Here is a 22,854-nt window from a genome sequence, read left to right as displayed (position 1 = left end):
GATCGCGGCTGCCGCAGCTATCAATGGAGAGACGGTTTCAAACTGGGTTCGCCGCACGCTTCTGGCGGCTGCCAGGAAGACCAAATGATGGTGGGCGATACAGGGATCGAACCTGTGACCCTTCCCGTGTGAAGGGAATGCTCTACCGCTGAGCTAATCGCCCTAGGGTTCAAGTGAACCGAAGGTCCGGAGATAAACAGATGCAGCGATTGATGTCACCCCTCCCGTGTGAAGGGAGGCTTCCACTCAGAACCCGTTGGAAAACAACGGATGGGTCGGATGGTGCAGGGGCCTTTAACGGCGCTCTGTTCCCCGTAGGTTCTTGCCTGCCGGTTCAATCTCACCAAAGAGCACTCCCTATGCTCGTTCGCGAGGGAGGCAGGCATGTCTGACCTCACCACCCCCCGCCCGGATGCGGCGCCGTTCTCGGATGGCTCTGGGTTCACGCCGGGGCCTTGGGCGTTCGAAGGCCGCAGCGCGATCACCGCACCGGACGCGGTCGTGGCGCATGTGATCAGAGAGAGCGGGGCTGACCGCGAAGGTGCTGCTAACGCCCGTCTGATCGCGGCGGCTCCGGAGCTATTCGCTGCTGCTGCGTGCTTGCCAATCCGCTGGCTCAAGCAAGGCATTTTGCAGAACCCGTCTTCTGATGAGCTTCGCATCGAGGTTCGGATTGTCGGCACGACCTACAAGGCGGAGCTGACGGTGGCAGAGCTTCGCGCCGCCGCTCAGGCCCTCACCAAAGCGGGAGCCTCATCATGAGCGCCCCCACCCACGCCGTGCCGTCCTCTGCTGAGGAGACGAAGCTGACGGCGCGCGAGATGTCGGCGCTGGCGTGGCTATTCGCCATGCACGAGAAGTTCCCGGCGAACACGTGGGGGTTCAACCCGCAGCCCGGAGCAGCGTTACGGTATGCCGTTATGCGCCGTCGCTTGGAGCCGAAGGGCTTCGTCGCAATCGATCGTATTTCGCCGACCCACTTTCGGTACAGCCTGACCGACGCCGGTCGCGCCGCCCTCCGTTCAGGCTCCCCCTCATGAGCCAGAACCCCAACACGGTGCAGGGCTCGGGGGTGGGCGTCCGCATCATCAACGGCGACTGCCGCGACGTGCTTCGGACGTTGCCCGATCAGAGCGTGCACTGCTGCGTGACATCGCCGCCGTATTTCTGGCTGCGTGATTACGACCACCCGGACCAGATCGGGCACGAGGACAACCTCGATAGCTTCACGTCTGTTTTGGCTGACGTGTTCGACGAGGTGCGGCGCGTGCTGCGCGATGATGGCGTGCTGTGGCTGAACCTCGGGGACAGCTACTATAGCGGGAACGGGCAGCCTCACGGTTCAGACCCTCGTAGCTCGTCGCGCAACTTCTCTCGCACAAAGCTTCGCCCGTTGGACGTGAGCGGCTGGGACATCCCGAAGAAGTCGCTATGCGGCGTACCGTGGCGCATGGCCTTCGAGCTGCAACGCCGGCAATGGACGCTTCGCTCGGATGTCATCTGGTGTCGTGAGACGGCGCTTGCCGAACCGTCCGTCAAAGACCGGCCGGGGCGGCAGCACGAATATCTGTTCCTTCTATCGAAGTCGCGTCGCTACTGGTTTGACCGGTCGGCCCTGAAGGAAGAGAGCGTCTGGCACATTCCGCACCAGCGCGGGTTAGATGGCCATAGCGCAGCGTTCCCCGCCGCTCTTGCCGAGCAGTGCATCCTATCGGGCTGCCCTGAAGGCGGGACCGTCCTCGACCCGTTCGGCGGTGCCGGCACGACCGGTCTCGTTGCTGACCGCCACGGTCGCAGCGCCGTGCTTATCGAACTCAACCCTGAATACGCAGCCATGGCCCGTGCCCGCATTGTCGGCGACGGCGGCATGTTCGCGAATGTGGAGGCAGCATGACCGCCCCGATGCCTGACGCCCCGCTCCCCACTGCGCTGGTCGAGGAACTGCGGTCTCTCGCCGGCAAGGCAACGACGGGCAAGTGGTACATCTACACCGGGGAGGACGGCGAGCCGATTTCGCTAGCCGCTGATGGTGTCGGCCCAAACGGTGGATGGGTAGGCAAGACGGTCGCGCAGTTCGGCGTTCCGTACCGCACGCGCACCGCTGAGCAGATCGCGGCTGATGCCGCCTATCTCAAAGCCGTCCAACCCGTAGCGGTCGTATCTCTTCTCGACGCCCTAGAGGCCTCCACCCGCGAGGTGGCGGCGAAGGATGCGCTGATCGACCGACTTAGGCTGGAAGCGCAGATCCACTCAGGCGAGGCGCGCGCTCACAAGGCCACCGTGCACGAGGCCTACCAGGCTTGTACGGGCGCGACTGGTGAGCCCGGCAACTGGCACGGCGCACAGCCGATCAAGCAAGCACTCGCCACCGCCGAACGCCAGCGCGACGAAGCCATGGCCGCTCTGCGGGCTATCCGAGAGAGTTTCATCGTCGCAGGCGCGATGCCGCTGTCAGACAGTGATGCACTCGACCTTATCGACACCGTCCTCGCGACCCCAACCGCTTCTGTCCCGGCACGAGAGCAGGAGGGGCGGTGATGCCTATCTCTGCCGAAAAGATGAAGCGGTATCCAGGCGGTTCGATCCGCTCGAAGGAATGGCTGGCATTCCGCGCCGAGCTGCTGGACCGCGCCGGCAATGCCTGCGAGGGCACGCTGCAAAACCCGGATTGCCGGGCCGCCAATGGCGAGCCTCACCCTGTTACTGGTGGCCGCGTGGTCCTGACGATCGCGCACATGGATCACGACGAGACGCACGCCGATCCCGAGCGGTGCCGCGCGCTTTGCCAGCGCTGCCATCTGCAATGGGATGCGAAGCGGCACGGAATGAACGCTCGCAAGACGCGTTTCAAGAAGATTGGCCAGGAGGACTTGCTCGATGTTTAGCGCTATCGGGACCGAGCCTGCCGAACTTTTCGGCGCGGCCATGCGTTCCACAATCGCTGATTTACAGGAGCAATCGGGCTTCGACGCGATCCGCGATCCCGCGTTCTGGGAGTCTTGGCTAGCAGTGCAATTCGGAGCGGAGCAAACCGCCCAGAAGGCTGGCGTCGACCTTCGCGTCACGATAGCCGGCCGAGAATGCACCGCGGAGGTCAAGTTTTCCAATGCCTTCTTCTGCCGTTTCACTCAGATCCGAGGAGCAGATTGGTCGCGCCACATGTTCAAATGGGCGCTCACGCGCCCACAAGAGCACCGGCGCGAAGCTGACGCCATCCTGCTCATAGGCGTCGATGTCGACAGCAAGATCTATTCTTGGGCGGTTCCCTACTCTCACGTCCCCGCCGGGCGTCTCTGGATATCCATCACAGCGCCGAGCAACAGGCGAACCCGCAGCGTTGGCCGTATCGACGCATTCTCTGCGCCAGTCACCGAGTTGCTGCCGGCTTTCGCTCGGCTCTCCCACGGGTTGGACGCGCCCATGAGGCGGGTCAACGCCAGCAAAACGATACACCGCAAGCGCGGACAAGATGATCTCTTCATTGAGGAGCCCCGCCCGTGACCTCGACCCCTTCCCCCTCGAAGGCCGCCTCCGTCTCGCAGGGGGTGCCTGACGGATGGAAGCTCGTGCCGATCGAGCCGATGCCGGAGATGTACATCAAGGGTGGCATCGCAATCGCTGACGCGAAGCCCCATGCCGAGACCTTTGCGGATGAGGCATGTGCTGCGTACGCTGCCATGCTCTCCACCTCCCCCGAGGCCCCATCGCTGGATGCCACTGTGCCGGCGAGCGGCGGGGTGTCGCGCAAGCTCGTAATGCAGAACGGCGACACGCTGGAATGCGACTATCCCGATAGCGAGAAATGGGCGGCATCGTGGACGATAACCGGCCCGACCGGCGCGGTGGCGACGCAAGAGCAAGATTGGGAGATCGTCGAGATCTACGGCCTTACGGCTCTTTTCGCTGCCTACCGTTCGGCCCTCTCCCCGGCCGCGACTAGCGGGTCTGTCGTAGAGCACCGACTTGCGGCGGCCAAGGCGTTTATGGGCGCGACGAGCGGGTCGGAGGCTGGGGGCGAGGTCGATCTGATGATCAGCTATTTGCGCTGCGCCGATGATGATCTTGCCTCGGCTGGTGAGAAGTTGATCAGCACGCGCTTCTCTAACGTACGAGGCGTAATCCGCGATGCGATTGCGATCCTTGAACGCCAAGCCCTCGCCAAGCCCACCTCGGAGCCTGCGGGCGGGGTGCGACGCGCTCTTGAGCCGTTTGCCCGCTATGCTGCGCACCCGATTTTCAAGTTCATCCACGAGAACGCGCCGGGTGACATGGTAGTGCTGCGACTATCCGGCGATCCCGGCGATCCGGCCAGCGCAGTCACCATCACGACCGAAGACTTCCGCCGAGCCGCGCGAACCGCCGCCCTGTCCGCTCCCGCATCGTCATCCCCTGCCGAGGAGGCGCAGTCATGAGCGCGGACAGTAAAACTCAAGAATGGCTCAAGTCGGGCGACTACCTGCCTTTGTTCATGCGTGACTTCCACGATCAAAAAGACCTGTTCAAGGCTCTCGATGAGGTCGTTCAAAACCGCCAGGATACCTACACTCACGGCATCAGTTGGGTCGCCGCTCAGGTCTACACCGTCGATATCTTCCTCTGGCTGATGGCGAAGAACGGGTACACGCTTCAGCGCTCTCGGAAGCGTGTTGGGTTCAACGATATCTATACCTGGGTGGCGGCGGCAAAAAGTCGATGGCAAACACACTTCGCGTCGGTTTTGGGTCTCGCCGCCCCTGCCGAGGCAGAAGCGCGGGAGGATCGGTCGTGAGCGTGGACAAGAAAATTCAAGCGTTCCACCGAGCTTTGGCGGAAGGTATCGACGATGCGCTGAACGGTACACGGCGGCCGAAAAAGGTTGGGTTCGCCCTTTTCGTTTTCGAGTTCGGCAAGACCGAAAACGGGAACGTAAATTACGTCAGCAACGCCACGCGGACTGACATGATCGTAGCCGTCAAGGAATGGCTGGCGAGAGCCGAAGGGCGCACGTCTGAGACGGAGACGCGGCAATGATAATCGGCCGCATTGAAGGCACCACGCGCGTCCTCGGAAAGCCTCAGGGCTATCTCGGGCTCCCCCTCAAGGATGTTCTGCTCAACACCACTGTCGATGGGCCGACAACGCCCGCGATGGAGACCGCATGGCTTCCGACACCGGACGAGATTGAGCGGATCAACGCAGGCGCACCTGTCATCCTTCGCATACTCGGAGTGACGCATCCGCCTGTCATGATTGAGGTAGCAGGACTCTCCGATACTGAGGACACCCGCCCATGACCGCACCAGCGCAGCCCGTGCAGGGCGTCGAGGCGGTGTCTGTGAAGCCGCTCAAGTGGTCCGAGGTGCCGACCGCAGGCGTCGCCAAATGGCAAGCGGAGTCGAACTTCGGTTTCTATGCCGTCCACGCGAACCGGGATAATTCTTGGTCGTTCAACCCGCCGCAGCTTTTCGGCGGCAAGAATGGCTTCCATTCGCCGAAGAAGGCGATGGCCGCAGCCCAAGCCGATTACGAGGCCCGTATCCGCTCTGCGCTCATCGCCTCCCCTGCGCCGGCACCGGAAGCCCCTGCTATGGCAGCGCTGCGCCTCTACAATCTCTATGCCGCGATGCCTGCCGGAACGAAAAAACGGGAGGCCTATGCCGATTTTACTTCTGCAAAACGTGCCGCCCTCGCGACCCAGGCAGACGCTACGAAGGGGGATGCGTGATGAAGCTGACGAAGGCGCAATGGGCTGTGCTCGAAAGGCTTGCCCGTCGCGATATCCACCTTGATGGCTGCCCATCTGGACGGGAGTTGTCGCGTATGATGGGCCATAGACTTAAGGACTGGGCCTCTTCACGACTGCGGGCATTGGAAAAGCTCGGCTACGTCCAGCGCATGGGCAAGACTTTCACCAACGGTCAGTGCTGGGCAGCTACCCCCGCCGGCCACGCCGCCCTGGCACGCGATACGGAGCAGAGCCGATGAGCGACCCCATCCCCTCCGCCCCCGTCCCTGCCGCGATGCCGGGGGAGAGCCTGGTCGAGCAAATCGCCGCGTTCCTGCTCCTGCGCGACGAAATGGTCACGGACCCTGACGAGCGAACCGACGATGAGCGCGCCGAATCCGCTCAGGAGATCGCGAACCTCTTCGCCCCGATCCTGGCGGAGAAGGAGCGGCTGGAGTGTGCGCTTGAGGAGATGGAGCGCGTGTCCGAGATGCACCGAGAGAAACGGCACGAGGAAGCCGCCCGCGCTTTAGCCGCAGAAGCCGCCGCCACCCGCCTGACAGAGGAGAACGAAGCTCTGTCCCATATTGCAGGAGCGGCTATGGCAGAAAGGGATAAGGCGAAAGACGCGCTCGCGGGGGGAGAGGGAGCGGTGCGCGAAGGTAGCTGTTGCCGAGGTTGAGCGCAGTGCGGCTATCTTGCGTCCGTCTGAGTTTGCCGTAACGGTTGACGCAGCCATCCGAGCGGCGCAGGAGGGGTGAGATGAACAACGAGTGGACGCCTTTCGTCAGAATGTATGGGTATGGCTTCCCGACGAAATCACCCTACGATTATAAGCTGATCGATGTTCGAAAAGGCGACGACGGGATATCACGACGCTCGACCCGTCTAAGATGCCTCCAGAGAGCAACGTCTTCGACTGGTATTGGCGTCCTGCAAAAAGCGCTAACTCGACAACCCCGCCCCGCTCGTGAAGATGAGGGGATGCGCTAGCCCTTCTTCCCCTCGAGAAAGTCGATGCGACGCTGCATCTGGAGAAGCGCGTCTCTCAAGCTGAAGGTGTCTCCGAATGCCTTCTTCTGGTCATCGACCTGCCGTTGAAGGTTTGCGTCTGCAAGCTCCATAGCCCGGCGAACCGCCACCTCTTGGGCATTGAGATCCGTGTTGAGCCGGTCGATCTCGGCACGCGTTCTGGATGAACGGGCGTCCAATTCCCGCACCGTGACGAACTCGCGCGTGAAGGTCGTCATGGCCTTGTTGGTCTCGATCATCGCCAGCTTCAGATCAGCTTGGTTCTCACGGATCGGCAGATAGGCCAATCCACCCACGGCGCCCGCAAAAGCGAGCGAAAAGCCGGCGATGCTGATTAAGACGCCCCAGTTGGTTTGTCCCCTCGCATCGATCTTAGAGGCCAAAGACCCGATCTGTTGCGAGATGCCGCCGATAGCTTGTTCAAGCCCGTAGACCCGCTGCTGGAGCGCGCCGATATTAACAGAAGCTTCATCAGACATAGGCCGGTTGGTTCCGTTTGGCATCGGGACGCCTCCGAAGGGCAACGTCTAGCGCTTCGTTACGTTCTTGACGGCTGCATCGACCACCTTGCCTACGACTTGGCCTGCGCTCGGAGTAGAAGCATTCTGCGCAATGGCCCGCATCGCGTCACCGTTCCGGGCCGATCCTGCCGAGCTGCCGAGGTAGTAGTTCACAACCTGGGCGAACTGGACCACCAGACCGCCAAGCATGATGTTCAGCAGCGAGGTTTGCAGAGGCGTGAACTCGACCGGCTTGACGAGCATCAGCAGCACGACTGCCGCAAACAGGAGCGTGATGAGAACGGAGATAACCGCAGTGGACCACGCCAGGGGCGAGCCATGCTCGACAAGCGCAACCTGGGTTCGGCGCGCATCCTGCACATCGGCAAGTCTCGCCTTCAGCTCGTCCAGATATTCCGGTGCCTTATCGGCCTCTACCTGCCTCACAATGACCGCAGCGGCCTCGCCACCGGCCGCGACCTTGGTCGCCACAGCATCCGGCGTCGGCTCTGTCCCAAGGGCGTCAGCGAGCGCCCCTAGGGCAGCAGAGGCCAGCGCACCGACAGGACCGCCGATCACAGTAGCCAGGACCGGCGCGCCGATCGTCTTGAGGAGGTTGACGAGATCGGTCATGCGGAAGTCCTCTTGCGGAAGGCAGCCAGAAAGCGAGCCCAGAATCCCTTCGGGATGGGCTCGTCGCTGGTGATGGTGGCGGGCGGGGTATCGGGGCTCTTGGGGAGGTCTTCGACCTTCGCAGGCTGCTGTGCCGCAACGACGGTCTTGCCATAGTCGGCATTCGCCAGCGCCGCCGCGAACACGCGCGCATAACCCGCGATCAAATCGGCCTTGTCCGTGCCGTTGATGATGCGCCTGGCGTTGCGATAATCGGGGATCGGGCTGTTGAGGTAGTCCGAGAGCTTCTTGCCGGTGAACCAGCCTTCCGACATGCCCCGGATCATGATGGCGGCAGCGATGTCCGTCCGCATTGCAAAGTCAGGCTGGGAGCTGAGCGGGAAGCCTAGCTCCTTCTGCGCTTTCTCGTAGTTTGCGAGCCAAGTGAGCTGGACGAACCCCCGGCCATAATAGGTCTGCCCGGTGAGGGGGTCGGGCTTGCCGTATGGCTTGCCGTTACCTTTGCCGATTTCGTAGATCGGCTGCATCGTCGCCGCCGTCTCGTGATAGGCCGTTGCCAGCCCATATGCCGCCCATGCGACGGGCCAGCCTGCCCTCTCGAAGGCCGAGACGAGAGTACCCACACCCTCCACCTGCCGTTGACGGATCTGCCCAGGGAACGGATTTGAGCGAACCGCCGCGTAGAACCGGGTTAGATCGGTCATGCTGGCTCCAATAAAAAAGCCCGCACGAGGCGGGCTAAAAGGTGCGGGGTATTGAGAGTCGTTCAGGCCGGCCAGTTTATGGCGGGCAGCTCGGCTAGGAGATACTCAACAGACGGTTGCTCGCGGTCGCCAGCCTGCACCTTGGCAAGCTCGCCATAGGCGTAACCCCACACAGCATCCCTCCAACTAACGAATGCGGCAGCCTCGGCTGCCCATCCATCATTGGTCGAGCCGAGGTATGACGAGCAAGTCACGCCGCTGTCGTACCTGCGGGACTGGGCGGTTGCGTCGATGCGCAGTTGAATTGCGCGACGGTACTCTTCGACCGTGACAGTGCGGACCGGCAGGCTTGCAAGGAAATCCGCCTCCTGCTGTGCCGTCATCTCTACCGTGGCGCCATCGATCATCCGCTTGAGAGCCATAGATCACCTCTGCCCGATCAGTTCGTAGCGGGCGCCAGTCGCGATGTTGCCGGCGCTGAACAACAATTGCAGCGCGTTAACGTCCCCGGCAGACACCCCCAAATAGCCCCCGCCTCTGTAGCTCGTTGCGCTATATTCGGTGTCCCACCTGACGGATCCGAACCGCCCGTTTGAACGTGGCAAAATCAACACCCTTGATGCCATGGAAGCGCCGCTTGCTGCCCCGAGGACGCCAGGGGACAGCTCTATCCCCGTACTGGCAAACGTCCCGCTGGTTGCGGCCTTATAAGTCGTGCTGCTCGTCGTTCCGCCGTTGTCATACCCGCCGTTCCACGCGTAGTTGCCGCTAGATCCATAAAATGTCGCGCCACCGTCGATGCTGAGCCGCAGGCCTAGGGATGCGCTGGTGGACGGCTCCCAGCCATCGAGATCAAGGGTGAAAGCCTTGAACTCACTTGGTAATGTGAGCGACAATGTCGCGAGCGCCGTTGCCGTGGTCACGCTGGCAATGACTGAATACGGCGACTGAAACAGCGCATGCCAGCCTGTTCCATCGCATGCGAGTTTGACGGAATCTCCCGCGTAAAGCGTAAGCGTCAGCGCACCGTTGACGGTCTCGGACCCGTTCGGGTCAATCGTAATGCGTCCCGTTCCAGTGTTCCGAATCTCGATCGGGAAGTCGTTCCCGGACGTGGCGGCTGCAAGGAGAGAGAAGGTCCACGTCCCGTTTGCAGCGAACACCTTGCCTCGATCAGCCGCGACCACACTATAAGCGCTGCTTTGGGCCGAAACTGGCGATGCGATACCGATAGTTGATCGCGCTGTAGCTGTGTCAGCAGCAGAGAAAAGAGACGACCCGACAGTCGAAGCCCCTAGGCTAGTTCGGGCGACTGAAGCGTTGGCACTATCGATTAGTGAGCGGCCGAAACTTGTCAGGTTAGCTAAAGCCGCCGCCGTCGGGCCAGTGAAGTACGGCAGCTTATCGGCTACCGGTGTAAGCCCCCTTATGGCAGCGAGAGTCGCCTGCGTGACGGTCCACGATGCGCCGGACCCCGAAACGGAGATATCGCCCTTGACGCCATCAGTGACAGAGCCAGACGGGCCTTGTGGGCCTTGGATGCCTTGGATGCCTTGGATGCCTTGTGGCCCGATAGGTCCTTGGGCGCCCTGTGGCCCCTGAAGGCCTGTCGCCCCCGGCTGAAAACGCAGCTTGAGTGCACTTTTCTGCTTCAGAATAAGCTTCGTCTGCATCAGAAGTTGCCCTCGGTAACTGTGACCGTCCCATCGAAGATCTGATCGACCTGGCCAGTGATGATGTCTGTCTTGCGCAAGCCGTGGCTGTAGGTGCCGCGCGCAAGCCGGTCGGCGACGCCGGGGGAGATCGTCAGCGTGCCGGTCGGCGCGTCTTTGACGATGCCGCTCGTCTCGTTCAGCGTGAGGTCAGGGGCGCCGCAGCCCCGGAGGGAATATTCGAACGTGTAGTCCGCGACCTCGAACACGGTTCCGTCCGACTTCAGCAGCTCAAGCGTGAGCAGGAACGTTTCGTCGTCGGTGCACGAGACGTTGCACTCGTAGGCTGCGGCCATGCGATGGCTCCAAAATGCAAAAGGGGCGCCGGTTAGGGCGCCCCTTGGGGTTATCGGATGGTGGTGTTGGGTTAGGCGGCTTGTTCACCTGGGACGGCATCACGCCGGATCGCAGTGTAGGTGAAAAAGTCCCCTTGCCGCTCGTCCGAGTACATGGACGGCACGGTTGGCATTCCAAGCTTGAACCAAAGCTCGCGGGCCGATTGGCATCCGAAGGTTTGGCGCGCTTCCGTTACCAGCGACCGTTTCATCTGCATCGGCTCGTCGGCGTTCGGGGTGCCTTCGATCGAAGCCACGCGGTCAGCCTGCGACTTCCCATAGAAGTGCTTGAAGAGGACCGAGTAGCACTCGCGCTGGTACAACAGCACCTTGCCGCGAACCTCCTCGTTCTCGATCCGCGAGGTGTCGATCGTCAGAAGCCAGCCATTCACAAGCTCAAGCTTGATGCTGACTGCCTCTTGGTCGCCACCACGACCGAAAGGTGTGGCCATGATGGCCATACCTTCAGCTAGGATCGGGTTGCGCTTTACCCGCTTCAACTGCGCCGACCAGTCCATGCCCATGCTTTCGACGATGGGCTTCAACGCCACGAACGTGCCGTCGTCGTTCTCGAACCCGTAGAGCTGGTCTCCACGGAAATTGACAGTGATAATCTGACCCATGATAGGGTCCTTTCGCTTCTCGATGCCCACCACGGCATCGGGGCCAAAACGGCTACGGGGTTGCGAGCGCCGCGACCGGATCGACCGTTGGCGCTCGAAACAGCGGCCCATCCCATCCAGGTCGGAGGCAATCCGCGAGATGGTGAAAACGATGCTCGATATCATTGAGAAGGACCGCTGACTCGACTCCTGCCACCCTCCCGGTCAGGATCGGGTAAACGGGAGGGTTGAATGGCCGGCGACGCAGATATGGGTTTCAACGAGATTATCGGGCGCATTGCGACGCTCGAAGCTCTTGTTCTCAGCCTTTTGGAGATTGAGGGGCGGCGGCAGAAAGAAGCAGGTCAGGCCAGCCTTGACGGGTATGTCCATTCGCTGGCGGAGGCTGCTGCATTGCGAGCGGCGGGCTGCCCAGAGATGCAAAAGCAATTCGTGAACGCTCATGCCGACAACATGCTTCGCGTGCTCTCTGTGCGACTTGAGCCAGATGATCGGCCTCAGAATTGACCAAAACCATGATAAGCTCCTTATGATGAAATACCTTTGGTACATCGCCCAAGCCGTATTTATCGGGTGGATCATGTACGGGTATTGGGCCTCAGACCCAATGATGTCGGCTGGCAAGCTGGGGGGGATGTTACTAATCACCATTGTTTTGTGCGCCTTTCTGACCGCCTGTATCACGCAGTCATCGGACTGGGTTCGCCGTAAGTTCAGCGCCCCGAAGACGCGTTCCCCTGTTGGGCGATGGCCAGAAGCCGAAGTGTTGCCGCCTGAGCCTTCGCACCGCTTGAATTCGCGAGAGCCCTGAACATCGGTAGAGCCTGCGGGTCGGTGATGAGCTTTGCCAGCTGCTCGGTGTTCTTGCCGAGCTGATACTGAGCGTACCGATCGCGGATCATCCCGGGCAGTGCAGTACCGCCAGATTTGATGATCGGCACGGCATCGGAAATGACGCCGCCTTTCGACAGGTTGTCCATGAACTCTTTGTTGAAGGCCGTCATCGAACCAGGGCGCTGACGCTGGCCAGTGGCTTCAGCGATATCAAGGAACTTGCGAAACCCGTCCCAGCGAGCATCACCATTCGGGAGCGCGCGGACAGCGGCTTCCAACGAAGCTGCTTGCTCGCTGTTTCCGGTCAGGGCGCTGCTAAACTTTGCTGCCCCGAACTCGTTTGGGCCGGCGATGTTGCTCCGCATCGCATCGTCAAACACGCTTTCGGCATGAGCGCGAACCAATCTCTCGGCAACGATGGGGTTGCGCTGAGCAAGCGCCCCAACAGCATCCCCAACCTCACCGGCCGCGCCCGGCAAGGGCTTGCGAGGAAATAGCGCCTGAATGGCCGCATCTGTAGTTGTATCCTTGGCAGCGATCTTACCAAGCGGGCCGTCTATGATCGGCTGAAGATACCTATCTCGAAACTGCGCCTGCGTCTGACGGGCCTGCGCATAAGTGGGAGCGGCGGCATCAGCGGCATTAAGAATGTCGCCGCGCTGCCCACCGATAATGTCGGCACGATAATTTTCGCCCGCGATCTTGGCCTTGCTGCCAAGGTCTCGCGCCTGCTTTTGGATCGCATCAATGACTGCAACGCTGTCATCGCCATGCTGAGCGAATTGAGGCCCCATGATCGGGTCAGCGCGTAGTGCCGCCAGCTCCTGCTTAAACGCGGGAATTTGGCTGATGCGAGCGAAATCTGCTGGATCAAGCTTCTGGGCTTCTGCGGCCTGATAAAGCGGTCTAGTCGCTTGGTTGATGACGCTTCTGCCCTGGTCAATGACACCTTGTGCCTCGCGCTGGGCTTGGGGACCAACCGTCGAAGGAGCGGCTACCGGCGCCCCGAGATCATCCAGGGCAGACCGCCCCGCGGCCTGCATTTGCGCGGGACGCTGGGACATGAATCCCCTCATGACCTCGCCGCCACGCTCCGACCCTTCTACAACGCGCTGAAGGCTTGTCAGGCTTGCCGAGTTACCCGTCGTTTGTGCAATGGCCTCAGGCCATGTCAGTGGCGCGCCGCGCGCAGCGGCATCCTCCATCAACCGGCCAGCGGCTACCACTTCGGCGTCGGAGACGTTGGACATATGCCGAGAGGCGGCAGTCGTCGCGCTCTGGGGCCGAGAGGCCGCCGCAGCTCCAAGGCTAGTACCTACCGCGCCGACAAGACGCGCAGGGCCTTCCAGTTCCGGTGCCACTTGGCGTGCAACTTGTCCCGCCGTCTCAGACACAACGGCGGGGGCCAAAACACCACCGACGACCTTGGCGAATGCCCCGCCCGGGACTAGTGCCCCAGGCGCAAATTCCCCGACCGTCCTCGCATACTCGCCTTCTACGGTCTTGGGCTGATATTTGATGCCGGGGACCACGCTGGCAGCAGCGTCGATGAGCTTCTCACCCGAGATCACCTGCCCAGGGTCGGAAATGCCGGTCGCTTGCCGAATGAGGTCGGTAGAGGGCGCAGGGGATGGTGCATCCCAAGAGCCAGTTTTGGCGTAGTTGACGGCGCGCCCGACCGTTTGATCTGCGGCTTGATCTGCAAGCCACCGCGCGCCCTGAGAAATTGTCCCTGGAAGGCCGGCTAAACCCAACCCACCGCGCGCTAGACCGGATGCCCCCGACTTCGCCACATCTTCGACAACGCCAGGCGCCGCCACCTGCTGGGGGACGTTAAATTTTTGGAATGCCGCAAAAGCTGATGCCTGATCAGGCGCCTCGATTTCGTAGCTTTTACCTCCATGTTCGACCTCAAAAGCGCCCATCAACGCTTCTCCCGAATGCGAACGCCGCCGCCCATGTCCTGCCAGCCGCTTGCATCAGGTTTGACCGGATTTGGAGTGGGCGTGCCTTCAGGCAAATTCTTCATCCCGCTCTTGGCAGAATCCTTGAACGCAGCAAACGGGTCAGGCAAATCGCGCAGCTTCCTGATGACCTCTGCCGGCTTTTCATTCGTCGCCATGCTTTCGGCCACGAGATCGCCTCGTTGACGCTTGTAGGCGTTCAACGCTTCCAGGGTGCTCATGATGAGTTCGTTGCCGCCGGGCCGGTTCATAAGGCTCGGGAGCGCGCTCTTGAACATGCGGGCATCGTAGTCGGAGGTCGCACCAGCGCCTGCGATGCGCTGTGTCGGTGTCAGTTTGTCGATCAGGGCTTTATAGGCGGTGATCTCATCGACGTTCTCACCGACCTTAATGCCAGCCTCGGCTAGGCGAGCCTGGATGGCCGCACCTGTACCCATGTTCTTGATGCTGCCCCCGAGGTCGCGGATACGGGCCAACAGACCGGCTTCCTGATTAGCCGCGTCTCCTTCCTCGACGATGCCCTTGAAGCGGTCCGAAATCGCCTTCCCGTTCGAAGTGGCATAAGCCGTCTCGGCTTTTTGATCGATATTGACTTCAGTTGTCGGCTTTCCGGGGTAATGAAGCTGGTTATCCCGATCAACTTGGACTGAACCCTTATAGTTAGGGTCTACGCCAGCCGCTTCCCGTTCCTCGGGCGTAATCAGAGAACGAAAGCCCTTGCCCTCAAGCTCCCTCTGCGACTTCTGGATGTCGAGCTGCGCCTTCTGACGGGCAAGCGGCCCGCCCTGGTCCTGATTGTTCTTTGCATCCGCAATCTCAAGATCGAGCATCTGCTTGATCGCGGTCTTTGCGCCGTCGGTTCGTGCGGCAACAAGCGCTCGCGTCAGGTTCTGGATACGGGGGTTGCTGGCGAGGCTTTGCGGGACAGCCGTATCAGTGCCCGGCACGTAGAACTGCGCTTCGGCGGCGCCCTGTCGCTGCGGTGCAGCCTGTGCGACCTGTACCGGCGCAGGGCTGCCGATGACGGGGTTGCCCTGTTGCGCTTCGAGGCGCGCCACGTCTGCCTCGTTCTGAGCGACCTGAACCGGCGCAGCGACAGGCGCGCCGCCTTGACCGCCATAGCGCTGCGCGTAGCCCTGCGTCAGCGCAAGCCGGCGTGCATTCTCACCGCCGGGCTGGTTGTACCCGGCAAAACGCCAGGCGCTGGCCATGATCTGGTTAGCCTCCTGCGGGGACTTCGCGGCCTGAAGCTTCGGCAGAAGCGACGGATCTTCCTGAACAAGGAATGCAGCCTGCGTCTCAACCGAGGGCTGGCTTTCGCCGCGCTGCTGCGCAAAAGAATACAGGTTCTTGAGCCGATCAGCGCGCCACGACATGATGCCGCCGGCTGTGCCCGCCTGACCGCTCTGCGAAGGGTCGCTCCACGTCCGGTTGACGTTTTGGGGCTGAAACCCGCTTTCGGCTTTGCCATAAGCCGCCACAGCACCAAGGCCGATAGGGTTCGTCAGCCCGGCGCCTTTGACGCTATCGACGAAGCGGGACTCGATCTCATTCGGCTTTCCGAGGTTGGCCAGACCAGCGCCCGTTGCAGCAGGAGCGCCGCCGCCGAAAATGCCTTGCACAAGGCTAGCGTCGGCTGACCGGTCTTTGGCTTGCTCTCCTAGCTTCAGAAGACCTAGCCCGGTCGCACTATCGCCGTAACCGAACGCTTTCTGGGCAGCGCCGGCATAGTCGCCACCTTGAAGCGACGTGCCGATGTCAGCCTGCGCTTCCCTCAACCAACGCGTATCGTTCTGCTTGCCAAGGTTGGCCAGCGCGTTGTTGACGTTGCCGAAGGCGCCGTCGAAATTATAGGCCGCCATCAGGTCACCTCGTCGCAAACTTCAGTATATTGCCGCCGAGCGTGTTTCCGCCGCCCATGCCGAGCCCGAGCAGGCCAACACCTGTACCGATCGCATTGATGCCGAGATTATAGCCCGACGCCACGCTATCCGAAGCGGCCTTCTGAGCATTATTGACCGCCCCAATACCGGCATTCGTGCCCTGCCAGAGGTTGTTGACGCCAAGCCCGGCGAGACCCGTGTAGACGCCCGCTTCGGCATTGCCCTGCTGACCGCTCAGGCTGGCCAAGGACTGGCCTAGCTGGCCCTGGAGGCCGGCCTGTGTGCCCGATGCCTGCAAGCCCTGTGTGCTGAGCCCGTTAAGGCGATCCTGCCAGGCGCCGTATTCCTGGTTCTGCATGTTCTGAGCGCGGTCAGCGATAGCCGCCATCGTGTTGCCGGAACCCAGCGCGCCCAGTGCAGAAGCCTTCCGAGCCGTGGCATCGGAAGCCTGATCGACGGCATACTGATAGCCCGGGGAGTTCTGAAACTGCGAGACTGCTGCATCGCGTGCGCCCTGACCGCCCTGACCGAGCGAGCCCTGATAGGTCGTCAGCGCATCGGTCCCAGCCGAAACCCAAGGGTTCAGCCGGTCAATCGCACCGCCGAACTGCGTCGTGAGATCATCGCGGCCTTGGGCAAAGCCCTTGCCGAGAGACGCAAGCGCGCCGTTCTGGGCATTGTCGAGAATGCCCTGTCCCTTGCCGATGGCATCCTGAGCCTGTTGATAGCCCCAAATGCCGATATTCCGGGCGCTCGTCCCAGACCCGATAGCCATGGCGATGTCCTCTGGGTTTCAGTAATTCGTGACATCGAGCGCGGCATAGGCGCCCGGGTTGGGGTAGACACCGGTTGCACCGAAGGCGCCCGGCCCGGTCAGGCTTGTGATGATGCTTGAGCCCGAGACCCGAAGAGTGTGGAAGGCCAGACGCGAGCCGCCACCGGCCGAAATGCCATGAGCCGAGCTGCGCATGATGAGCGGGACGTAGGAGCGTCCCGGCGTACCGTTGAAAGCCGTATCGCAGCCAAGAACGCCAGAGAGCCGCATCGGCAGGGCGTCAGAGTGGAATACGAGCGATCCGTCGCCTCTGAGAACCTTGACCCCAAGGCTGCCGAAGCTAGAGCCATCAAGGACATCGAAGATGTAGAACTGCACCGTCTCGGTGACGGCTATCGCGCCTGGGATGACGAACACCCAGTTGAAGGTCCACGTTCCGCCCGAATAGTACGAGTGCAGCATGCAGGGTTGCAGCACTTCGGCGCGACACGCGACAAGCAAGCTTTGCGTCCCCGAAACCGTCAATCCAACCGGCATACCGTTGTAACCGGCGGGGTTTGGAGGCGACGTGTTATAGGCGGTGACCGTCACCGGGATCTTCTGGACCAGCCCGTAATTCTGCCAAGTCTCGTCAATCTGCACCGTTCCTGACGTGTTCATGAACGTCAGACCGAAGGTCATCAGTAGACGCCGTACTGAATGCGGGTGGTTGGGCGTCCGTTGACCAGGCTCCAACTCATCAAATTGCCGGAGAACGACACGTCAGCCGGCAAAAGCCCCTCGCCAGGCCAGAATGAGGACGAATTGGCAGAGTGCATCGTCGAAAACCAGAACGGTGTGCCGGTCAGGAACCCGTCGTCGGTCACACTGCCGGAGGCCGGGCCTGGCCCAACGATGATGGTCCCCAAGAAACGCAGCAGGCGATCGGAGATATCGACCTTCAGAATCCCCGAGGGGTCGAAAATCTGCATCCCGAATGCCATCAGGACAAGTCCCCGATGACCACGCGCCTCACATTGCTGGCGTCGTAGACCTCGATCTTGTTGTTCGAGATGACGAGCCGAGCACCGCTTGATGCATTGCGGATCACAACAGGCACCTGAAATACGAAGGCAGTGCCGTCATAGGCGAAAACCGGCTGAGCGGTGCCGCTATCCGTGAAATAGAACTTGTTCGCCGTGAACCCGATGGCAGAGCCGCCCCCTGACAGGGCGATCGCCTCCATCCCGGCGAACGAACTTCCGGCGGTCAGATACCAGCCATAGGACGCCGCTGCACCGGCTGGCGTCGCTTTGGCTGCGAGGTAGACCTGCCCGTTTGCGGTGGCGTTCCCAGCCTTCACATTGATGCTGGAAATGTAGGAACCGTAGGCGCCCGTTCCGTCCGTCAGCGCCTGCCCGATTTGCTCGATCGTGGCGCTGTTGTCGTCGGTCTGGTCTGTGAGCGTCGTGATCTTGGTTTTGAGGTTGGTGACGTTGACCGACATCCACGACTGGGTGGCGAACATCCAGTCGTGCATTGCCGTCTTCGGGCGGCCGGTCGTGGTGTCGACAAGCGCTACATCCGTCGAAGGGACGAACGGTACGGTATCAAGGTCGAGATCAGCCATCAGGCAGCCCTCGATTCAACGCGCGTCGCGGTCGCGCCCATGAAAGCGAAATCCTGCGGCCCCTCCCACCTGAAGCGAACAATCGCCCCAGTCTGTCGGGATAGCCCGAGGTTGGAAATCTCAACCGGCCACCTATCGGCGTTCGTGATCGGGCGCGGCAATTCGGTGCTCCAGGTCACGCCACCATCAAGAGACCATGAGACAAGGATGGTGATCGCGGCAGCCGTGAAGTCAGCGCTCATTCGCGCGGCAACCCGTGCCGGGAAATCCTTCAGAGGGCTAGACTGGATCAAGCCCCCCAGAGCCGCGCCGTTCTCGGTCAGGGTGTTGGACATGACGAGCAGATCGCCGCTCAGACGGTCCCCGAACACCCATTGGTCATTCGAATAGGTGGACCATTTGGCACGCCAGCCCGTGGCACCGATGCTGGTTCGCTCATGCCACCCGCGCGCTTCGACATCGAGGACCCACGTGCCTTGATCGCTTGTGACAGCGATGAAGGAGCGGCCCTTCCAGACAAAGGCCAGAACCTCGATGGTCGAGACGGTCGATGCAGCCAGGAAGCGCTCGACATCGGGCGTGGACACGGGCGCGGTCTCATAACCCGACAGCGCCATGACGCGCTTGTCAGCCGAGATGAAATAGGTCGGAGCGTTCCAGGTATCTTCGAAGCCGGCCACCGCCATCGTGGTCAGCAAGCCGACCTGCATGACGGTCGGAGCTCGCTGCAACGGGAACGGAGACGTGCCGACGTTCTTCCATGGCTCGATCGTCGTGCCGCCCATGGCGTAGGAGATATTCCCGCGCACGATGATGCGCCGCAGCCCGTCAGAGCGGGCCTCTGCCGTGGCGAAGCTCAGCGCATTGACGGCAGTGGTGTTCAGATCTGAGGCAAAGATACGGCCATCAGGGATCGAAAAGAGGAAGAAGCCTTCGAGGAAGGTGACGGAATTGACCGTCGCCGGCAGATCAGCGTCGGGATAGGCGGTGACCGCGCTGCTGGTGAGAACATAAGCCCCGCCGCTCTCGCGAACCGCCACGATATCGGGCGTGGAAACTCCGCCTGTAACTCGATTGTTGCGCGAGAGCGTGACGCCATCGCTGCCGGGGATACTGCCGGTCAGCGTGGATGAGGTGCCCCCGGATGCTCTTGTTACAGACCCGGACCAGACAACGTAGATATCGCCGTTCACATCGAGCAAACCCCGGATTCCGACTTTATCTGTCGAAAGGTATTGGGCTAGCCCTGCCGTCCGCCGCACATAGCTGCGGTCGCCCTCGGTGATGCTGAAGCAGTTCAGTAGCCGCCCCTCGCCTTCACCGGGTCTGGAGCCGGGCGTTGAGCTTTTGGGGATGGGGAACGGAGTGCCGGGCATCAGAAGTAGGCCACCCGAACAGGGCGATATTCGAAAGGCCCGCGTTGCGAACGCAGCATTGAGTTCGCCAGATCAACAGAAGGCAGCCCGGAGGGCTTGTAGAAGCCGACGAGGGCCGGCGCGTTAGCAATCAGTGCTGCGACCCACTGCAAGGCGCCTGGGGGCACGCTATCAGCGTCGGCAGCATAGATGATGCGACGCAATGCTAGATCGTCGAGCACATCTTGGAGAAAGGGCTGCACCTTAGCGATGTCGTCAGCATAGTAGCCTTGTCCCGACCCTGCCGGTGCGCCCAGAACATCCAGAACGGCACCAATCAATTGCGCTTCAGTCGCCATTCCACGCCCTCCAAATGCGAAAGGGGCGCCGAAGCGCCCCAATCCTTGATCAGTCCTGTTTCACGCTATCGAAGCCGTTCAGCCAATCTTCGGCTTCGGACTTCCCGCGATAAGCAGGCGGGACGTTCCGGTTCTTGCCGTTCGTGGCAGCAGCCGCGCCCCGGCTGAACGGGGTATCGACTTCGGTTTCCGCGCCAGTGACCTCGAACAGCGGGTGTTTGCCCGCCGCCTTGATCAGCTCAGCATTGTCCGTCTCGACAGCCTTGCCCTGCGCGAACGCCTGACCATGCCATTCGACGTTGTCGGACTCACCGTTGTAAGTGATCTTGGCCATCGCTGGCCTCACTCGATCACATAGGTGACGTGGGTATAGACGATGCCGCCGGCAGTCGGAGCAGCGCCCCACTTCACATCGACCGTGCCTGCGGCCGGCAGGTTGTAGCCGAAGGCCGTCGCCACGTTCGTGCGCGCGATGGCGCCGGCCGAGACGGCGCCGCTGGTGATATAGCGGTCGTCATCGTTCACATCACCAACAGCAGCGGTGATGCCAGAGCCGACAGCCGCGATTGAAACACCGATGACACGAGCGCGCGCCGGAAGCGGGATCATCGCGGTGACGGAGCCGTTGGCAGGCGGGGTAGCAGGCACGACATACTTCGCCGTGCTTTCATAGATCACGCCTGCCGAAATCGGCTGAGCGCTGGGAGGCGACGGGAACTGTTTGTTCGCGTCGATCAGGAAAAAGGCCATGGAAGGGATTCCTTTCCAGAATGAGGAAAGGGGCGCCGGATTAGGGCGCCCCTGCTGATCACGCGTCGTCGACGCTGGCGAAGAAGCCGGTCACAACCCCCCAATCCTTGATCGGGGAGGTTTCCCCCAGCTCACGATTGCGGAACTGCGACTTGCCGATGCCGTAGATGGTTTCGACGCCACGGCCGATGATGAAGCCGTAGTCGTCTTCCTTGCGCTCGGTGGGCTTGGGCAGCTGACCGACTGCGTAGCCCATGGCCTGACGACCGACGAGCCAGGCAGGTGCAACATTGATGCCCGACGTGCCCGCCCCGGCGATCGTTGCCAGGTCGTCCATCTCCGGGATTTCGCGAACCCACACGCCGTTGAGGATCAGGTCACCGTCCTGGAAGATCGGGTTGCTGTCCACGCCGCGAGCTCGGGCATCCTTGTTGGCAGCCACGACTTCGGCATCGTTTGCGAAGTCGCGGAAGAGGTTCGAACCGACGAACACTCCGAAATACTCGCGACCGCCCTCGACAGTGATCGGGGAGATCTTCGGCTTGGCACGCTTGGCCATCCGCTTGAGCATCTTGGCTGACTTGCCAACGAAGCGATCGTTGGTGCTATCGACGGTTAGCAGCGAGGCCGCATGATCGCCCGCGACATACTGCGAGCGCAGGTTGCCGTAGGCGATGCGGTCCGGGTTCGCAGCGTGCCAGGTGTTCTTCTGCCCCGTCGTTGCCTTCGGGTAGTAGATACCCATCACGTTGGCCACATCGAGGGTCGTGCCGAGTTCGGCCTGACCGACGTTGTGGAAGCCGCGAATGATGTCATTCCGCAGCTTGTTTGCCGCGATCTGCGTCAGCGCAGGGCGAACCTCTTCCATCTGGTCGACGACGGAACGCCGCATCTGCTTTTTGTTCAGCAGAATGGCGTCGCGCCACCAATCGATGCGGACCTTCCAGCCGTAGTGCTTCAGATCATGCTCATTGCCGACGAGCGTCTGATCGCCGGACACGCCGCCATCATCAGGAAGCATGAAGAGCGGGATGGTGATTTCTTCACCGTCGTCCTTCAGCTCATAGATGCGGTGAATGACAGCGGTCGGACCGTTGCCCATGAACTCGGCAAACAGGTTTTCACGCTGATAGTCGCGCCAGACGGTCTTGCGCCACTTTTGGACAACGAGGTTGTCCGGGGGGGTCATCACAGGCATGGGTTAGCCCTTTCGCTTTCCGAAAGCCGGGGCAGCGTTGAAAATATCTTCGTCCGAGATCGAACTGCTTTGCGGTGCCCCGGCATTGCCGACCGCGCGGTTCAAGGACGGTATGCTTGGGATGGGGGCTCGCTCGCCTTCACCAGCCTGCGGTGCGGCACCGGGGATTTCGCCGGAAGCGCGAAGCTCCGACAGAATCTTTTCCCGTAGGCGCTTTTCCGCGTTTGCTGGCTGGTTTTCGAACCAAGCCATCACTTCGCCAGCAGGGTCTTGAGACTTCCTCAGCGTCGCCTCGACGCCATCGGCGGGCATATTGCCGTCGGCAACGGCCTGCTTCAGTGCGGTGTATGCTTCCTGAACTTTGTCTGCGCCGTGCTGCTGAACCGCAAAGCGCTCCGAGAGCACAAGGCGGGTCTGATACAGCTCGTCATTGACGGGGCTCAGGCGTTCGCTGAGTTGGCTTTCCAGTTGAGCTTTTACCCAAGCTGCGGGGTTCGTCAGCAGTGCATTGACTGCCTCATCCGCTTCTTGGCTTTCCTGCTCTCTGGTCTTAGCCGCCGGCTGGGGCGTCTTTGGAGCAACTCGGTCCATCAGCTCGACGAGCTGGGCCTGTAGTCGCTTCCGCTCTTCCCGCTCCTGTCGCAGCGCAACGCTTAGATCACCGCCGTTTTGACGGGTCTCAGGCTGTGATGCGGGAGATTCGGGTTCCTGCGTCGGGTTAGACTCATTGGCTACGCTTGCCGGCGCCTCAATGGGCGCTGTGGGTTGCGATTCCACATGGGTGTCCGACGCCGGGGCGGATGCCTCAGCGTAAATCTCGTCTTCCAAGTCTGGCATTGTCCCACCTGTGCGTCGGTGCGGTTACGAAGCTCCCGTGCGCGGCC

The 22,854-nt window shown here is 61.5% G+C and carries 33 protein-coding genes and 1 tRNA gene; 14 read left to right on the top strand and 20 right to left on the bottom strand.

Annotated features, from left to right (window positions below; genetic code table 11):
• Window positions 1–88 precede the first annotated feature (88 nt).
• Window positions 89–163 (bottom strand) — tRNA-Val (locus AC1DR6_RS22630).
• Between the two features lie 221 nt (window positions 164–384).
• Here AC1DR6_RS22630 and AC1DR6_RS22625 point away from each other — a divergent pair.
• The 13 genes from AC1DR6_RS22625 to AC1DR6_RS22565 are packed head-to-tail and all read left to right on the top strand — an operon-like array spanning window position 385 to window position 6,386.
• Window positions 385–762 carry a hypothetical protein gene (locus tag AC1DR6_RS22625; RefSeq protein WP_476831528.1) on the top strand — a complete coding sequence of 126 codons (378 nt, stop codon included), beginning with the start codon at window positions 385–387 and terminating at the stop codon, window positions 760–762.
• Entirely contained in the window at window positions 759–1,040 is a 282-nt protein-coding gene (locus tag AC1DR6_RS22620) for a hypothetical protein (RefSeq protein ID WP_476831527.1), read from the top strand. Before AC1DR6_RS22625 ends, AC1DR6_RS22620 begins: the two co-directional genes overlap by 4 nt.
• A complete protein-coding gene (locus AC1DR6_RS22615) occupies window positions 1,037–1,894 on the top strand; it encodes a DNA-methyltransferase (protein ID WP_476831526.1) in 858 nt (285 codons plus the stop codon). The genes AC1DR6_RS22620 and AC1DR6_RS22615 overlap by 4 nt, the downstream gene beginning before the upstream one ends.
• Window positions 1,891–2,538, top strand: coding sequence for a hypothetical protein (locus AC1DR6_RS22610; RefSeq protein ID WP_476831525.1), 648 nt, complete (start codon window positions 1,891–1,893; stop codon window positions 2,536–2,538). Before AC1DR6_RS22615 ends, AC1DR6_RS22610 begins: the two co-directional genes overlap by 4 nt.
• A complete protein-coding gene (locus tag AC1DR6_RS22605) occupies window positions 2,538–2,885 on the top strand; it encodes a hypothetical protein (RefSeq protein ID WP_476831524.1) in 348 nt (115 codons plus the stop codon). The genes AC1DR6_RS22610 and AC1DR6_RS22605 overlap by 1 nt, the downstream gene beginning before the upstream one ends.
• On the top strand, window positions 2,878–3,501 hold the full coding sequence (locus tag AC1DR6_RS22600) for a hypothetical protein (protein ID WP_476831523.1): 624 nt from the start codon (window positions 2,878–2,880) through the stop codon (window positions 3,499–3,501). Before AC1DR6_RS22605 ends, AC1DR6_RS22600 begins: the two co-directional genes overlap by 8 nt.
• Window positions 3,498–4,412: a hypothetical protein gene (locus tag AC1DR6_RS22595; protein ID WP_476831522.1), complete on the top strand. Its 915-nt coding sequence runs from the start codon at window positions 3,498–3,500 to the stop codon at window positions 4,410–4,412. Before AC1DR6_RS22600 ends, AC1DR6_RS22595 begins: the two co-directional genes overlap by 4 nt.
• A complete protein-coding gene (locus AC1DR6_RS22590) occupies window positions 4,409–4,768 on the top strand; it encodes a hypothetical protein (RefSeq protein ID WP_476831521.1) in 360 nt (119 codons plus the stop codon). Before AC1DR6_RS22595 ends, AC1DR6_RS22590 begins: the two co-directional genes overlap by 4 nt.
• A complete protein-coding gene (locus tag AC1DR6_RS22585; RefSeq protein WP_476831520.1) occupies window positions 4,765–5,010 on the top strand; it encodes a hypothetical protein in 246 nt (81 codons plus the stop codon). The genes AC1DR6_RS22590 and AC1DR6_RS22585 overlap by 4 nt, the downstream gene beginning before the upstream one ends.
• Window positions 5,007–5,273: a hypothetical protein gene (locus tag AC1DR6_RS22580; protein ID WP_476831519.1), complete on the top strand. Its 267-nt coding sequence runs from the start codon at window positions 5,007–5,009 to the stop codon at window positions 5,271–5,273. The genes AC1DR6_RS22585 and AC1DR6_RS22580 overlap by 4 nt, the downstream gene beginning before the upstream one ends.
• Window positions 5,270–5,704: a hypothetical protein gene (locus AC1DR6_RS22575; protein WP_476831518.1), complete on the top strand. Its 435-nt coding sequence runs from the start codon at window positions 5,270–5,272 to the stop codon at window positions 5,702–5,704. The genes AC1DR6_RS22580 and AC1DR6_RS22575 overlap by 4 nt, the downstream gene beginning before the upstream one ends.
• Window positions 5,704–5,964 carry a LexA family protein gene (locus AC1DR6_RS22570; protein ID WP_476831517.1) on the top strand — a complete coding sequence of 87 codons (261 nt, stop codon included), beginning with the start codon at window positions 5,704–5,706 and terminating at the stop codon, window positions 5,962–5,964. The genes AC1DR6_RS22575 and AC1DR6_RS22570 overlap by 1 nt, the downstream gene beginning before the upstream one ends.
• Window positions 5,961–6,386, top strand: a complete 426-nt coding sequence (locus AC1DR6_RS22565; RefSeq protein ID WP_476831516.1) for a hypothetical protein — start codon at window positions 5,961–5,963, stop codon at window positions 6,384–6,386. Before AC1DR6_RS22570 ends, AC1DR6_RS22565 begins: the two co-directional genes overlap by 4 nt.
• Before the next feature lie 307 nt (window positions 6,387–6,693).
• Here the strand turns inward: AC1DR6_RS22565 and AC1DR6_RS22560 are convergent, their stop codons facing one another.
• From AC1DR6_RS22560 to AC1DR6_RS22530, 7 genes are all read right to left on the bottom strand, one after another.
• Window positions 6,694–7,215, bottom strand: coding sequence for a hypothetical protein (locus AC1DR6_RS22560; RefSeq protein WP_476831515.1), 522 nt, complete (start codon window positions 7,213–7,215; stop codon window positions 6,694–6,696).
• Window positions 7,216–7,263: 48 nt separating this feature from the next.
• Window positions 7,264–7,869 carry a hypothetical protein gene (locus AC1DR6_RS22555; protein WP_476831514.1) on the bottom strand — a complete coding sequence of 202 codons (606 nt, stop codon included), beginning with the start codon at window positions 7,867–7,869 and terminating at the stop codon, window positions 7,264–7,266.
• Window positions 7,866–8,573 carry a hypothetical protein gene (locus tag AC1DR6_RS22550; RefSeq protein ID WP_476831513.1) on the bottom strand — a complete coding sequence of 236 codons (708 nt, stop codon included), beginning with the start codon at window positions 8,571–8,573 and terminating at the stop codon, window positions 7,866–7,868. The genes AC1DR6_RS22555 and AC1DR6_RS22550 overlap by 4 nt, the downstream gene beginning before the upstream one ends.
• 62 nt (window positions 8,574–8,635) lie before the next feature.
• Window positions 8,636–8,995, bottom strand: coding sequence for a hypothetical protein (locus AC1DR6_RS22545; RefSeq protein ID WP_476831512.1), 360 nt, complete (start codon window positions 8,993–8,995; stop codon window positions 8,636–8,638).
• Between the two features lie 3 nt (window positions 8,996–8,998).
• Window positions 8,999–9,760 carry a hypothetical protein gene (locus AC1DR6_RS22540; RefSeq protein ID WP_476831511.1) on the bottom strand — a complete coding sequence of 254 codons (762 nt, stop codon included), beginning with the start codon at window positions 9,758–9,760 and terminating at the stop codon, window positions 8,999–9,001.
• A 485-nt stretch (window positions 9,761–10,245) separates the two neighbouring features.
• Window positions 10,246–10,581, bottom strand: coding sequence for a hypothetical protein (locus AC1DR6_RS22535; protein WP_476831510.1), 336 nt, complete (start codon window positions 10,579–10,581; stop codon window positions 10,246–10,248).
• Window positions 10,582–10,652: 71 nt separating this feature from the next.
• Window positions 10,653–11,243 carry a phage antirepressor N-terminal domain-containing protein gene (locus AC1DR6_RS22530; protein ID WP_476831509.1) on the bottom strand — a complete coding sequence of 197 codons (591 nt, stop codon included), beginning with the start codon at window positions 11,241–11,243 and terminating at the stop codon, window positions 10,653–10,655.
• A gap of 231 nt (window positions 11,244–11,474) precedes the next feature.
• On the opposite strand from AC1DR6_RS22530, the gene AC1DR6_RS22525 reads away from it, so the two are divergent.
• Window positions 11,475–11,750: a hypothetical protein gene (locus tag AC1DR6_RS22525; protein ID WP_476831508.1), complete on the top strand. Its 276-nt coding sequence runs from the start codon at window positions 11,475–11,477 to the stop codon at window positions 11,748–11,750.
• Between the two features lie 206 nt (window positions 11,751–11,956).
• On the opposite strand, the gene AC1DR6_RS22520 is transcribed toward AC1DR6_RS22525, so the two are convergent.
• From AC1DR6_RS22520 to AC1DR6_RS22465, 12 genes are all read right to left on the bottom strand, one after another.
• The gene (locus AC1DR6_RS22520; RefSeq protein ID WP_476831507.1) at window positions 11,957–14,002 is read right to left on the bottom strand and encodes a hypothetical protein; all 2,046 of its coding nucleotides are present in this window, start codon (window positions 14,000–14,002) and stop codon (window positions 11,957–11,959) included.
• Window positions 14,002–15,903 carry a phage tail tip lysozyme gene (locus tag AC1DR6_RS22515; RefSeq protein WP_476831506.1) on the bottom strand — a complete coding sequence of 634 codons (1,902 nt, stop codon included), beginning with the start codon at window positions 15,901–15,903 and terminating at the stop codon, window positions 14,002–14,004. The genes AC1DR6_RS22520 and AC1DR6_RS22515 overlap by 1 nt, the downstream gene beginning before the upstream one ends.
• A 4-nt stretch (window positions 15,904–15,907) precedes the next feature.
• The gene (locus AC1DR6_RS22510) at window positions 15,908–16,699 is read right to left on the bottom strand and encodes a hypothetical protein (protein WP_476831505.1); all 792 of its coding nucleotides are present in this window, start codon (window positions 16,697–16,699) and stop codon (window positions 15,908–15,910) included.
• A gap of 18 nt (window positions 16,700–16,717) precedes the next feature.
• On the bottom strand, window positions 16,718–17,380 hold the full coding sequence (locus AC1DR6_RS22505) for a hypothetical protein (protein WP_476831504.1): 663 nt from the start codon (window positions 17,378–17,380) through the stop codon (window positions 16,718–16,720).
• Window positions 17,380–17,682, bottom strand: coding sequence for a hypothetical protein (locus AC1DR6_RS22500; RefSeq protein WP_476831503.1), 303 nt, complete (start codon window positions 17,680–17,682; stop codon window positions 17,380–17,382). Before AC1DR6_RS22500 ends, AC1DR6_RS22505 begins: the two co-directional genes overlap by 1 nt.
• Window positions 17,682–18,308: a hypothetical protein gene (locus AC1DR6_RS22495; protein WP_476831502.1), complete on the bottom strand. Its 627-nt coding sequence runs from the start codon at window positions 18,306–18,308 to the stop codon at window positions 17,682–17,684. The genes AC1DR6_RS22500 and AC1DR6_RS22495 overlap by 1 nt, the downstream gene beginning before the upstream one ends.
• Complete coding sequence (locus AC1DR6_RS22490; RefSeq protein ID WP_476831501.1) at window positions 18,308–19,510, bottom strand: hypothetical protein; 1,203 nt, start codon at window positions 19,508–19,510, stop codon at window positions 18,308–18,310. Before AC1DR6_RS22490 ends, AC1DR6_RS22495 begins: the two co-directional genes overlap by 1 nt.
• A gap of 173 nt (window positions 19,511–19,683) precedes the next feature.
• Entirely contained in the window at window positions 19,684–20,022 is a 339-nt protein-coding gene (locus AC1DR6_RS22485) for a hypothetical protein (RefSeq protein WP_476831500.1), read from the bottom strand.
• A 49-nt stretch (window positions 20,023–20,071) separates the two neighbouring features.
• Window positions 20,072–20,356, bottom strand: coding sequence for a hypothetical protein (locus tag AC1DR6_RS22480; RefSeq protein WP_476831499.1), 285 nt, complete (start codon window positions 20,354–20,356; stop codon window positions 20,072–20,074).
• 8 nt (window positions 20,357–20,364) lie between these two features.
• Window positions 20,365–20,772 carry a hypothetical protein gene (locus AC1DR6_RS22475; protein ID WP_476831498.1) on the bottom strand — a complete coding sequence of 136 codons (408 nt, stop codon included), beginning with the start codon at window positions 20,770–20,772 and terminating at the stop codon, window positions 20,365–20,367.
• 58 nt (window positions 20,773–20,830) lie between these two features.
• Window positions 20,831–21,970: a phage capsid family protein gene (locus tag AC1DR6_RS22470; RefSeq protein ID WP_476831497.1), complete on the bottom strand. Its 1,140-nt coding sequence runs from the start codon at window positions 21,968–21,970 to the stop codon at window positions 20,831–20,833.
• Window positions 21,971–21,973: 3 nt separating this feature from the next.
• Window positions 21,974–22,798 carry a hypothetical protein gene (locus tag AC1DR6_RS22465; RefSeq protein WP_476831496.1) on the bottom strand — a complete coding sequence of 275 codons (825 nt, stop codon included), beginning with the start codon at window positions 22,796–22,798 and terminating at the stop codon, window positions 21,974–21,976.
• Window positions 22,799–22,854: the final 56 nt, after the last annotated feature.

The organism is Allobosea sp. P5_A5 (genome assembly GCF_056400625.1).
Note: the sequence above shows the minus strand (reverse complement) of the source record. Positions and strands in the feature narration are given on the sequence as shown.

Bases quoted from the DNA above. Each gene is read 5' to 3' on its own strand.
- AC1DR6_RS22475 (WP_476831498.1), bottom strand. From the start codon at position 20,772: ATGGCCTTTTTCCTGATCGACGCGAACAAACAGTTCCCGTCGCCTCCC.
- AC1DR6_RS22610 (WP_476831525.1), top strand. From the start codon at position 1,891: ATGACCGCCCCGATGCCTGACGCCCCGCTCCCCACTGCGCTGGTCGAG.
- AC1DR6_RS22625 (WP_476831528.1), top strand. From the start codon at position 385: ATGTCTGACCTCACCACCCCCCGCCCGGATGCGGCGCCGTTCTCGGAT.
- AC1DR6_RS22600 (WP_476831523.1), top strand. From the start codon at position 2,878: ATGTTTAGCGCTATCGGGACCGAGCCTGCCGAACTTTTCGGCGCGGCC.
- AC1DR6_RS22515 (WP_476831506.1), bottom strand. From the start codon at position 15,903: ATGGCGGCCTATAATTTCGACGGCGCCTTCGGCAACGTCAACAACGCG.
- AC1DR6_RS22590 (WP_476831521.1), top strand. From the start codon at position 4,409: ATGAGCGCGGACAGTAAAACTCAAGAATGGCTCAAGTCGGGCGACTAC.
- AC1DR6_RS22510 (WP_476831505.1), bottom strand. From the start codon at position 16,699: ATGGCTATCGGGTCTGGGACGAGCGCCCGGAATATCGGCATTTGGGGC.
- AC1DR6_RS22565 (WP_476831516.1), top strand. From the start codon at position 5,961: ATGAGCGACCCCATCCCCTCCGCCCCCGTCCCTGCCGCGATGCCGGGG.
- AC1DR6_RS22570 (WP_476831517.1), top strand. From the start codon at position 5,704: ATGAAGCTGACGAAGGCGCAATGGGCTGTGCTCGAAAGGCTTGCCCGT.
- AC1DR6_RS22525 (WP_476831508.1), top strand. From the start codon at position 11,475: ATGGCCGGCGACGCAGATATGGGTTTCAACGAGATTATCGGGCGCATT.
- AC1DR6_RS22500 (WP_476831503.1), bottom strand. From the start codon at position 17,682: ATGGCATTCGGGATGCAGATTTTCGACCCCTCGGGGATTCTGAAGGTC.
- AC1DR6_RS22480 (WP_476831499.1), bottom strand. From the start codon at position 20,356: ATGGCCAAGATCACTTACAACGGTGAGTCCGACAACGTCGAATGGCAT.
- AC1DR6_RS22555 (WP_476831514.1), bottom strand. From the start codon at position 7,869: ATGACCGATCTCGTCAACCTCCTCAAGACGATCGGCGCGCCGGTCCTG.
- AC1DR6_RS22530 (WP_476831509.1), bottom strand. From the start codon at position 11,243: ATGGGTCAGATTATCACTGTCAATTTCCGTGGAGACCAGCTCTACGGG.
- AC1DR6_RS22605 (WP_476831524.1), top strand. From the start codon at position 2,538: ATGCCTATCTCTGCCGAAAAGATGAAGCGGTATCCAGGCGGTTCGATC.
- AC1DR6_RS22580 (WP_476831519.1), top strand. From the start codon at position 5,007: ATGATAATCGGCCGCATTGAAGGCACCACGCGCGTCCTCGGAAAGCCT.
- AC1DR6_RS22485 (WP_476831500.1), bottom strand. From the start codon at position 20,022: ATGGCGACTGAAGCGCAATTGATTGGTGCCGTTCTGGATGTTCTGGGC.
- AC1DR6_RS22535 (WP_476831510.1), bottom strand. From the start codon at position 10,581: ATGGCCGCAGCCTACGAGTGCAACGTCTCGTGCACCGACGACGAAACG.
- AC1DR6_RS22615 (WP_476831526.1), top strand. From the start codon at position 1,037: ATGAGCCAGAACCCCAACACGGTGCAGGGCTCGGGGGTGGGCGTCCGC.
- AC1DR6_RS22545 (WP_476831512.1), bottom strand. From the start codon at position 8,995: ATGGCTCTCAAGCGGATGATCGATGGCGCCACGGTAGAGATGACGGCA.
- AC1DR6_RS22575 (WP_476831518.1), top strand. From the start codon at position 5,270: ATGACCGCACCAGCGCAGCCCGTGCAGGGCGTCGAGGCGGTGTCTGTG.
- AC1DR6_RS22560 (WP_476831515.1), bottom strand. From the start codon at position 7,215: ATGTCTGATGAAGCTTCTGTTAATATCGGCGCGCTCCAGCAGCGGGTC.
- AC1DR6_RS22505 (WP_476831504.1), bottom strand. From the start codon at position 17,380: ATGACCTTCGGTCTGACGTTCATGAACACGTCAGGAACGGTGCAGATT.
- AC1DR6_RS22470 (WP_476831497.1), bottom strand. From the start codon at position 21,970: ATGCCTGTGATGACCCCCCCGGACAACCTCGTTGTCCAAAAGTGGCGC.
- AC1DR6_RS22620 (WP_476831527.1), top strand. From the start codon at position 759: ATGAGCGCCCCCACCCACGCCGTGCCGTCCTCTGCTGAGGAGACGAAG.
- AC1DR6_RS22520 (WP_476831507.1), bottom strand. From the start codon at position 14,002: ATGGGCGCTTTTGAGGTCGAACATGGAGGTAAAAGCTACGAAATCGAG.
- AC1DR6_RS22495 (WP_476831502.1), bottom strand. From the start codon at position 18,308: ATGGCTGATCTCGACCTTGATACCGTACCGTTCGTCCCTTCGACGGAT.
- AC1DR6_RS22550 (WP_476831513.1), bottom strand. From the start codon at position 8,573: ATGACCGATCTAACCCGGTTCTACGCGGCGGTTCGCTCAAATCCGTTC.